We start from the raw sequence: 7,570 nt of genomic DNA on the forward strand, positions 1-7,570 counted from the left end.
GTCCGCCGGGGCGGAGGGTTCGGCGCGGTGCGCGGCGACGGGCGCGGGGCTCATGAGAATGCGTACTGCCCCGTGACGGCCCCGCCGTGCCGGTCGCGGCCGCGGATCCGCCCGGGCGGCCTACGCGGGTGTGCCCGAATTCACCGGCTCGGGTGCGTCCACGGGCGCCGCCACGGCCGGCGCGGTCGCCGCGGTCACCTCGGCGGAGTCCTCGGTCCCCTCCCCGGCCCTCGCCCGTACCTTGCGGGCCGACATCCACGCGTGGACGAGCACACCCGCGAAGAGGAACAGCACGCCCTGGTAGACGGCCGCGTAGCCGGAGCCCGCCACCAGCCACATGGAGAAGGCGAACGCGGCCCCGGCCAGGACCCCGTCGCGGAGCAGGCGGGCGCGGCCGACGCGCTCGGTCCGGCCGGAGAGCAGGAAGTAGATCTGTGCGGCGGTCGACAGGAGGTAGGGCACGGTGGCGGTGAAGGTGGTGACGAGGACCAGGATCTCGAAGACGCCCTGGGTGCCTGCCGTGTAGTTGTAGACGGTGAGCAGCGAGGCGAGGACGACGGTCACGGCGACGCCGACCGTCGGGACACCGCGCCGCTTGTGGGCGAAGACCTTCGGGAAGAGCCCGTCCCGCGCCGCCGCGTAGGGGGTCTGGGCGCTGAGCAGCGTCCACCCGTTGAGCGCGCCGACCATCGAGACGAGGGCCATGCACGCGACGGCGGTGCCGCCCCAGGCGCCGCCGAACATGACGTTCACGGCGTCCGAGAAGGGGGCGGCGGAGTCGACGAGCCGGTCGTGGGCGACGGTGCCGAAGACGGCGAGCGTGCCCAGGAGGTAGATCGCGGCGGCGCCGAGAGTGCCGAGGACCGTGGCCCGGCCGACGTTGCGCCGAGGGTCGCGGACCTCTCCGGCGCTGACGGCCGCCGACTCGACGCCGAGGTAGCTGAAGAGCAGGATCGCGGCGGAGGCGGAGACCGCGCCGAGCGCGCTGTCGCCGTCGGTCCGGAACGGTCCGAGGTTGGCGCTGTCGAAGAAGAACAGTCCGCCCACGGCGACCAGCAGCAGCGGGACGAACTTCAGGACGGTCGCGACGAGCTGCACCGCGCCGACGTAGCGGGTGCCGGCGAGGTTGGCGAGCGCCGGCAGCCACTGGAGGGTCAGCGCGGCGGCGATGGTGGCGAGCTTCGATTCGTGGACCGGGACGATCACGTCGAGGTAGCCGACGGCGGCGACGGCCAGGGCCGCGTTGGAGACCCAGGTGGTGATCCAGTACGACCATGCCGCGAGGAATCCGGCGAAGTCGCCGAAGGCCTCGCGGGCGTAGACGTAGGGACCGCCGGTCACGGGGTGGCGCCGGGCGAGCCGGCCGAAGACGAGGGCCAGGGCGATCGCGCCGAGGGTGAGGACGCCGAAGGCGACGAGGCTGATGGTGCCGTAGGGGGCGACGGAGGCGGGCAGCAGGAAGATTCCGCCGCCGATGATGTTGCCCATGACCAGGGCCGTGGCGACGGGCAGCCCGAACCGTCGGGCGTGCTTGTTCTGATCAGGGGGTGTGGTGGTGCTCATGGGGGGTGTCGCCGTGCTCATGGTGGGGTGGTGCGCCTCTCGTCGTACAAACCCGAACATGGTCCGGCAGGCGAGACGCGCTACCAAATCAGCCGTTTTTGTCCGGTACGACCGGGACATCAACCGGAAGAAATGCTTCCGCATCGGCTGTCGACGGGGAAATCTCCAGCGGCACCTGAGGGCCGGCGCACTCCCTCAGCCACCGCCGCAGCACGCGGTGCACCTGCTCGGCGCCCACCAGATCGGCCCCCTCCGCGACCGGCGGCGACAGGTCCACCGGCGACAGCAGGAAGGGGTACGACTGCTCCCCGCCGAGACCGCCGTGCGAGCCGATCTGCTCCTCGAAGGCGTGCACCCGGCCGGTCGCCGGGTCGTACATCGAGTTGACCATGATGTCGGCGACGTGCGGGAATCCGTCCGTGCGCCGCACCGCGTCCGCCGCCCCCCGGCCGAAGACCGCGAGCGGCCCGAGCGGCCCGTCGTCGGCGAGTTCGGAGACCGGCACCTCCAGCCCGTCCCGCCCCAGCACGACCGAACCGTGGGCGGCGCTCGCCACGAGCAGGAAGCCGATGCCCGGGTGGTTGGCGAGGGTGCGCAGCAGGGCGGGATGGCGGCGGTCCATCTCCTCACGGGTCGCCCGGCCCGGCACTCCGGGGAAGGAGATCAGCCCCAGGTTCCCGGAGGCGAGCACCACCGGCTCGGACGGCCGGACGGCCGGCGCCTCGGACCGCGCGGCCCACTCGCCATAGGCGTCCACCGGTCGGTGGAGCGCGCTGCGCAGCGCGTCGCGGGCCGCGTCCCTGGCCTCCGAACCGCTGCGGGTGCGCCGCACCCGGCGCGGCACGGGCAGCCCGCACCCCGCCCGGACCAGGTCCTTGAGGGTCAGGCCGTACGCGGACTCGAAGGTCTCCCCCGGGCTCTGGCCGTGGTCGGAGAGGAGCACGATCCGGTACGGGCGGGGCGCGTGCTCGGCGACCTTCGCGATCAGCGCGATCGAGCGGTCGAGCCGCGCGAGGACCTGATCGGTGTCCCGGCCGTGCGGGCCGGAGTGGTGCGCCACCTCGTCGTAGGCGACGAGGTCGGCGTAGACCGCGGTCCGCCCCGCCAGCATGTCCCCCACCACCGCGGCCACGACGACATCGCGCTCCACGACCGTGGCGAAGGCCCGGATGAAGGGGTAGGCGCCGCCGCGCGAGACCCGCGGGGTGTCCCCGCGCAGCCGCGCCCGGGTCGACTGGACCACCTCCCGGGCCGCCTCGGCGACGAACGAGCCCGCCGTGCGGACGGCGTTGGCGGGGTCGGAGAAGTAGGCGAAGTAGCCGGCGCGCGAACGGTTGCGCCGGCCGCGCCGGGCGGCCATCGACAGCACCAGGGCGAGCTGGTCGGCGCCGCCGCTGAAGAGGTTTCCCCGGGAGGCGCCGTCGAGAGTGAGCAGCCCGCCGTCGCCGGTGCGTTCGATGGCCCGCCGCTGGAGCTCGACGGCGCTCGCGGGCCGGTTGCTGACCATCAGCCGGCCCGTGTCCTTCTCGTACCAGCGGAAGGCGGGCACGTCCTCGTTGGAGCCGTGCAGGATGCCGAGCTGGCTGGCTCCGGTCTGGCTGGACCAGTCGGTGCGCCAGGGGGTGAGCCGGTGGGTGGTGTCGAGCCAGTCGGCGACGGTCGGCATCAGCCCGTCGGCGACGGCGTCGCGCAGCACCTGGTGTCCGACTCCGTCGAGTTGCAGGAAGACGGTGCCGTGGACGGGCTCCGTGCCGCCGGTGACGCGCCGGGGCCGCGTGCGGTCGGCGAGCCGGTAGAGACGGCGGCGGTAGGCGTCGTCGTCACGCACGGCGAGCGCGGTGGAGGTGGCGGAGGCGACGGCGGACATCACGGCGGCGACCACGACGGCGGTCTCGGGGTCGGCGGCGCCGCGCCCGTCGGGGATGAGCCAGAGCGCGACCAGCAGCAGCGAGCCGTTGAGGAAGAAGACCAACAGGCCGAGCACCAGGGCCGGCACGAGCAAAAGGGCGCGCACGATCGCGGGCCACACCAGCGCGCCGAGCAGACCGAACGCGCCGGCGCCCCAGACCGCCGTGAGGGCGGTACGGGTGATGCTGTCGCCGTCGGGGGACTGGAGTTCGAAGTCGGGCAGCAGCCCGGCCAGGGCCAGCATGGTCAGGGTCGACACGGCCCAGACCACGACCACCCGCACCAGGGCGCTGCCCGCGGTCCGCCAGCGGCCGGCGGTACGCCATCGCCCGTCACCCACGCCTGGTTCACCTTTCGCCCGTTCCCTGCCTCAAGCGTGGCACAACGCCCGCCGCGGCCACGGCCCGTCCTGGGGATCGAGCCGGGCGGAAACGGCCGCTAACAGCCGTCGTAGCCCGCGGTGGGCATGGAGAGCCGGCGGTGCACATCGGCCTTCCCGGCGGCGTCGTACGCCGGTTCGTCGAGTCCCGCGGTCTCCAGCCGTACGCCTCTGCGTTCGCATTCCGCGAAGAAGCCGGACACGTCCGTCAACGCCCGTGACAGAACCCGCTCGTTGGGGGCGACGAAGAGATCGACGTGTCCGGCGTCCACGTCCGCCCAGAGCGCGTCGTGGTCGGGCCGGATTCCGTAGCAGAGCAGTTGCCTCGTCACGACATAGCCCTTGTCGAGCGCCCAGCGGGCGCACATCGCGTGCTGACTGCGCGTATCGACCAGAAAGGGGTCGCTGTCGAGTTCCTCGAGCGGGGTGAGGCTGGCGATCGCCGCCACCCGAACGTCGTCCATGGACCGACCCTACTCCGAACGACGACGGGCGAGGAGAGCGCGCCCGGGCGTCACGGCGGCGCGGAGTAACCGCAGGTGTGGCAGATCTTCCAGCCGTCCTGCGTGACGGCCAGGACGCCCCCGCAGCGCGGACACTGCGACGCGTTGCAGGTCGTGTCCCTCGTGGTCACCGCGGCTCCCGTCCTCGTGCTGACGGATGGCTACCCCCGCATCCCACCGTAGACGCCCCGCGTCACCCGCTTCGGACATCTACCCTCGGTACCAGTGCATCGGCTCGGTGGAAGGGCGGCGTGCGGTGGAGGTCACCTGGTGGGGTCATGCCACCTGCACGATCGAGGACTCCGGGGTCCGGTTCCTCACCGACCCGCTCTTCGCGCGCCGGCTGGCGCATCTGCGGCGGCGGCGCGGCGCGCCCCCGCCGCCGGAGGCCGCGGTCGCCGAGGCGGTGCTCGTCTCCCATCTGCACGCGGACCATCTCCATGTGCCCTCCCTCGCCCGGCTCGCCCCCGGCACCCGGCTGATCGTGCCGCGCGGCGCCCCGCGCGCCGTACCGGGGCTGCGGAAGCTCGACGGGCAGGGGCTGCGGCTGACCGAGATGGAGCCGGGCGACGTGGTGGCCGTGGAGGGGGTGACCGTACGGGCCGTGCCGGCGCTCCACGACGGCCGGCGGCTGCCGATGGGGCCGCACCGCTCCCCCGCGCTCGGGTATGTCGTGGAGGGCGAGGCACGGACGTACTTCGCCGGGGACACCGGTCTCTTCGACGGGATGGCGGAGGCGGTCGGGCCGGTGGACGTGACGCTGCTCCCGGTGGGCGGCTGGGGGCCGTATCTGGGGCACGGCCATCTCGACGCGGGGCGGGCGGCGCAGGCGCTCGCGGCGCTCTCGCCCGTGGCGGCGGTGCCCGTGCACTACGGCACGTACTGGCCGATCGGGATGGACGGGGTGCGCCCGCACGAGTTCCACTCACCGGGGGACGAGTTCGTCCGGCACGCGGCGCGGCTGGCGCCGAAGGTGGCGGTGCACCTGCTCGGCCACGGCCAGCGGGTGCGGCCCGAGGTCGCCCGGTGATCGACGGGCTGATGACGTGGATGGGAGACCTGCCGCCCGAGTCGACGCAGCAGGCCGTCGGCTACCCCTCGCTGTTCCTCCTGGTGGCACTGGGCGCGCTGGTTCCGGTGGTACCGACCGGGGCGATCGTCAGCTCGGCGGCCGTGGTCGCCTTCCACCAGACGGCGCCCCTGGCGCTGCTCTTCGTCTTCCTGGTGGCGGCGTTCGCCGCGCTCGTGGGCGACGTGGCGCTGTACTGGCTGGGGCAGCGCGGGGTCCGTTCGAAGAACGGCTCGCGGTGGCTGGCGGCGCTGCGCGGGCGGGTCACGCCCGACCGGCTCGCGCAGGCGCAGGGGAAGCTGGACACCCATCAGGTGTCGGTGCTCGTCCTGTCCCGGCTGGTGCCGGCGGGGCGGATCCCGGTGATGCTGGCGTGTCTGCTGTCCGGCATGCCGCTGCGCCGCTTCGTCCGCGGGGACGTACCGGCGTGCCTGGCGTGGGCGGCGACGTATCAGCTGATCGGGATTCTGGGCGGCTCGCTGTTTCCGGAGCCGTGGCAGGGTGTGGTGGCGGCGGTGGTCCTGACGGTGCTGGTCAGCGGGGCGCCGGCGCTGTGGCGTCGACTGCGGGGGACTCGGCGGGGCGAGACGAAGGCGTCGGAGGGGTCGGGGGGATCGGAGGGGTCCGGAGGGGCGGAGGGATCGGAGCGGTCCGGCGAGTCTGAGGGGCCGGAGCGGTCCGGAGGGGCGGAGGGGTCCGGAGGGGCGGAGACGTCGTCACGGGGCCAGCACCCGTGAGGCGCCCACCGGGAGGTCCCACAGGTCCTCGCGGGGCAGGCGTGCGCGCGCCCAGGCGGCTCTGACCCGGGTGAGGGGTTCGAGGACCGGCTCCGAGGAGAGCACGAAGGTCGCCCAGTGCATCGGGGCCATCCGCCGCGCCCCCAGGTCCTGGAAGGCACGGACGGCCTCCTCGGGGTCGGTGTGGACGTCGCCGAGCCACCAGCGCGGGTCGTACGCGCCGATGGGCAGGAGCGCCAGGTCGATGTGGGGATGGCGGCGGCCGATCTCGGCGAACCAGTGGCCGTATCCGGTGTCCCCGGCGAAGTAGATCCGCCGGTCGGCACGGTCGGTCAGGACCCAGCCTCCCCACAGCGAGCGGCAGGTGTCCAGGAGGGTCCGTTTGGACCAGTGATGGGCCGGGACGAACTCGAAGCGTACGCCGTCGAGTTCGGCCGCCTCCCACCAGTCGAGCTCGGTGACCCGGCCGAACCGGTGGCGCGTGAACCAGCGGCCGAGTCCGGCCGGGACGAAGACCGGCGTGTCCCGGGGCAGCCGTTTGAGGGTGGGGGCGTCGAGATGGTCGAAGTGGTTGTGGCTGATGACGACCGCGTCGACGGGCGGCATGTCCTCCCAGCGCACCCCGACCGGGGTGATCCGGGCGGGCGTGCCGAGGATCCGGCGCGACCAGACGGGGTCGGTGAGGACGGTGAGGCCGCCGACGCGGAGGATCCAGCTGGCGTGGCCCGCCCAGGTGACGGCGAGTGTCTCGGGCCCGGCCGAGGGCAGCGGGCCGGGGGCGAACGGCAGCAGCGGGATGTCGCGCAGGCCGTCCGGGCCGGGACGTACGGCGCCCTCGCGGGCGAGGCGGGCCATGGCGCGGAGTCCGGGGAGCGGGGCGGTGAGCCGGTCGGCGAAGGAACGCGGCCAGTCGTCGCGGGTCCGGCCGAGGGGCTGGAGGCCTCCCCCGGCCCCCGGGGGGCGCCCGGACGGTACGACCGGGGTGTCGCGGGGAGCGCGTTCCGTCTGTTCCGTCATCTGCGGGCTCCGTCCTGACGTGGTGGACGCGGATCGTCGGGGTGGTGCTCAGCGGTACGCCGGTGGTGCCGACTCCCCGGTGGCTCGGCGGAGTTCCTCCAGGGCGGCGCCGAAGGAGCTCAACGCCCGTGACACGTGCGGCAATTCCAGCGGATCCGGCGATGTGAGGGACTCCATACGCTCCTCCTCGGTCGCTCCCAGGAACGCGCCGGTGTCGAACCGCACGCGCAGGGCGCCGAGTTCGTCGCCGAAGCGATGCCCGCCGGGGACCGCTGTGCCGAGCCGGCGGGTGAGGTGGTTCTCCAGCTCCAGGGAGTCGGTGACGTCCCGGGCGGCGAGTCCGGGCCGCAGCGGGCCCAGGTCGGCGTAGAGGTGGCGGCCCGCCTGCGGGGGC

5 protein-coding genes and 2 pseudogenes are annotated in these 7,570 nt (G+C 73.9%); 2 read left to right on the forward strand and 5 right to left on the reverse strand.

Going from position 1 to position 7,570, the window contains the following annotated elements; genetic code table 11:
* Positions 1-120: 120 nt before the first annotated feature.
* From J7E93_RS11875 to J7E93_RS11885, 3 genes are all read right to left on the reverse strand, one after another.
* Positions 121-1,584 (reverse strand): amino acid permease, encoded by a 1,464-nt coding sequence (locus tag J7E93_RS11875; RefSeq protein ID WP_374105374.1) that lies wholly within the window; start codon positions 1,582-1,584, stop codon positions 121-123.
* Positions 1,585-1,651: 67 nt separating this feature from the next.
* Positions 1,652-3,811 carry a phage holin family protein gene (locus J7E93_RS11880; RefSeq protein ID WP_215068271.1) on the reverse strand — a complete coding sequence of 720 codons (2,160 nt, stop codon included), beginning with the start codon at positions 3,809-3,811 and terminating at the stop codon, positions 1,652-1,654.
* Positions 3,812-3,909: 98 nt separating this feature from the next.
* Positions 3,910-4,314: a recombinase family protein gene (locus J7E93_RS11885; RefSeq protein ID WP_215068273.1), complete on the reverse strand. Its 405-nt coding sequence runs from the start codon at positions 4,312-4,314 to the stop codon at positions 3,910-3,912.
* 295 nt (positions 4,315-4,609) lie between these two features.
* Here J7E93_RS11885 and J7E93_RS11890 point away from each other — a divergent pair, with 295 nt between their 5' ends.
* Both J7E93_RS11890 and J7E93_RS11895 read left to right on the forward strand, forming a co-directional pair.
* Positions 4,610-5,383, forward strand: a complete 774-nt coding sequence (locus J7E93_RS11890; RefSeq protein WP_215068275.1) for an MBL fold metallo-hydrolase — start codon at positions 4,610-4,612, stop codon at positions 5,381-5,383.
* Positions 5,384-5,403: 20 nt separating this feature from the next.
* Positions 5,404-6,000 (forward strand): annotated as a pseudogene (locus tag J7E93_RS11895) (DedA family protein); the annotation flags it as partial.
* A 138-nt stretch (positions 6,001-6,138) separates the two neighbouring features.
* Here the strand turns inward: J7E93_RS11895 and J7E93_RS11900 are convergent.
* Both J7E93_RS11900 and J7E93_RS11905 read right to left on the reverse strand, forming a co-directional pair.
* The gene (locus tag J7E93_RS11900) at positions 6,139-7,176 is read right to left on the reverse strand and encodes an MBL fold metallo-hydrolase (RefSeq protein ID WP_215068277.1); all 1,038 of its coding nucleotides are present in this window, start codon (positions 7,174-7,176) and stop codon (positions 6,139-6,141) included.
* A gap of 48 nt (positions 7,177-7,224) precedes the next feature.
* A pseudogene (locus J7E93_RS11905) lies at positions 7,225-7,570 on the reverse strand (hypothetical protein); the annotation flags it as partial.

The organism is Streptomyces sp. ISL-36 (assembly GCF_018614205.1).
GTDB lineage: Bacteria > Actinomycetota > Actinomycetes > Streptomycetales > Streptomycetaceae > Streptomyces.

What these genes read in the sequence shown, in the direction of transcription:
- J7E93_RS11875 (WP_374105374.1), bottom strand. Translation starts at nt 1,584, where the DNA reads ATGAGCACGGCGACACCCCCCATGAGCACCACCACACCCCCTGATCAG.
- J7E93_RS11885 (WP_215068273.1), bottom strand. Translation starts at nt 4,314, where the DNA reads ATGGACGACGTTCGGGTGGCGGCGATCGCCAGCCTCACCCCGCTCGAG.
- J7E93_RS11900 (WP_215068277.1), bottom strand. Translation starts at nt 7,176, where the DNA reads ATGACGGAACAGACGGAACGCGCTCCCCGCGACACCCCGGTCGTACCG.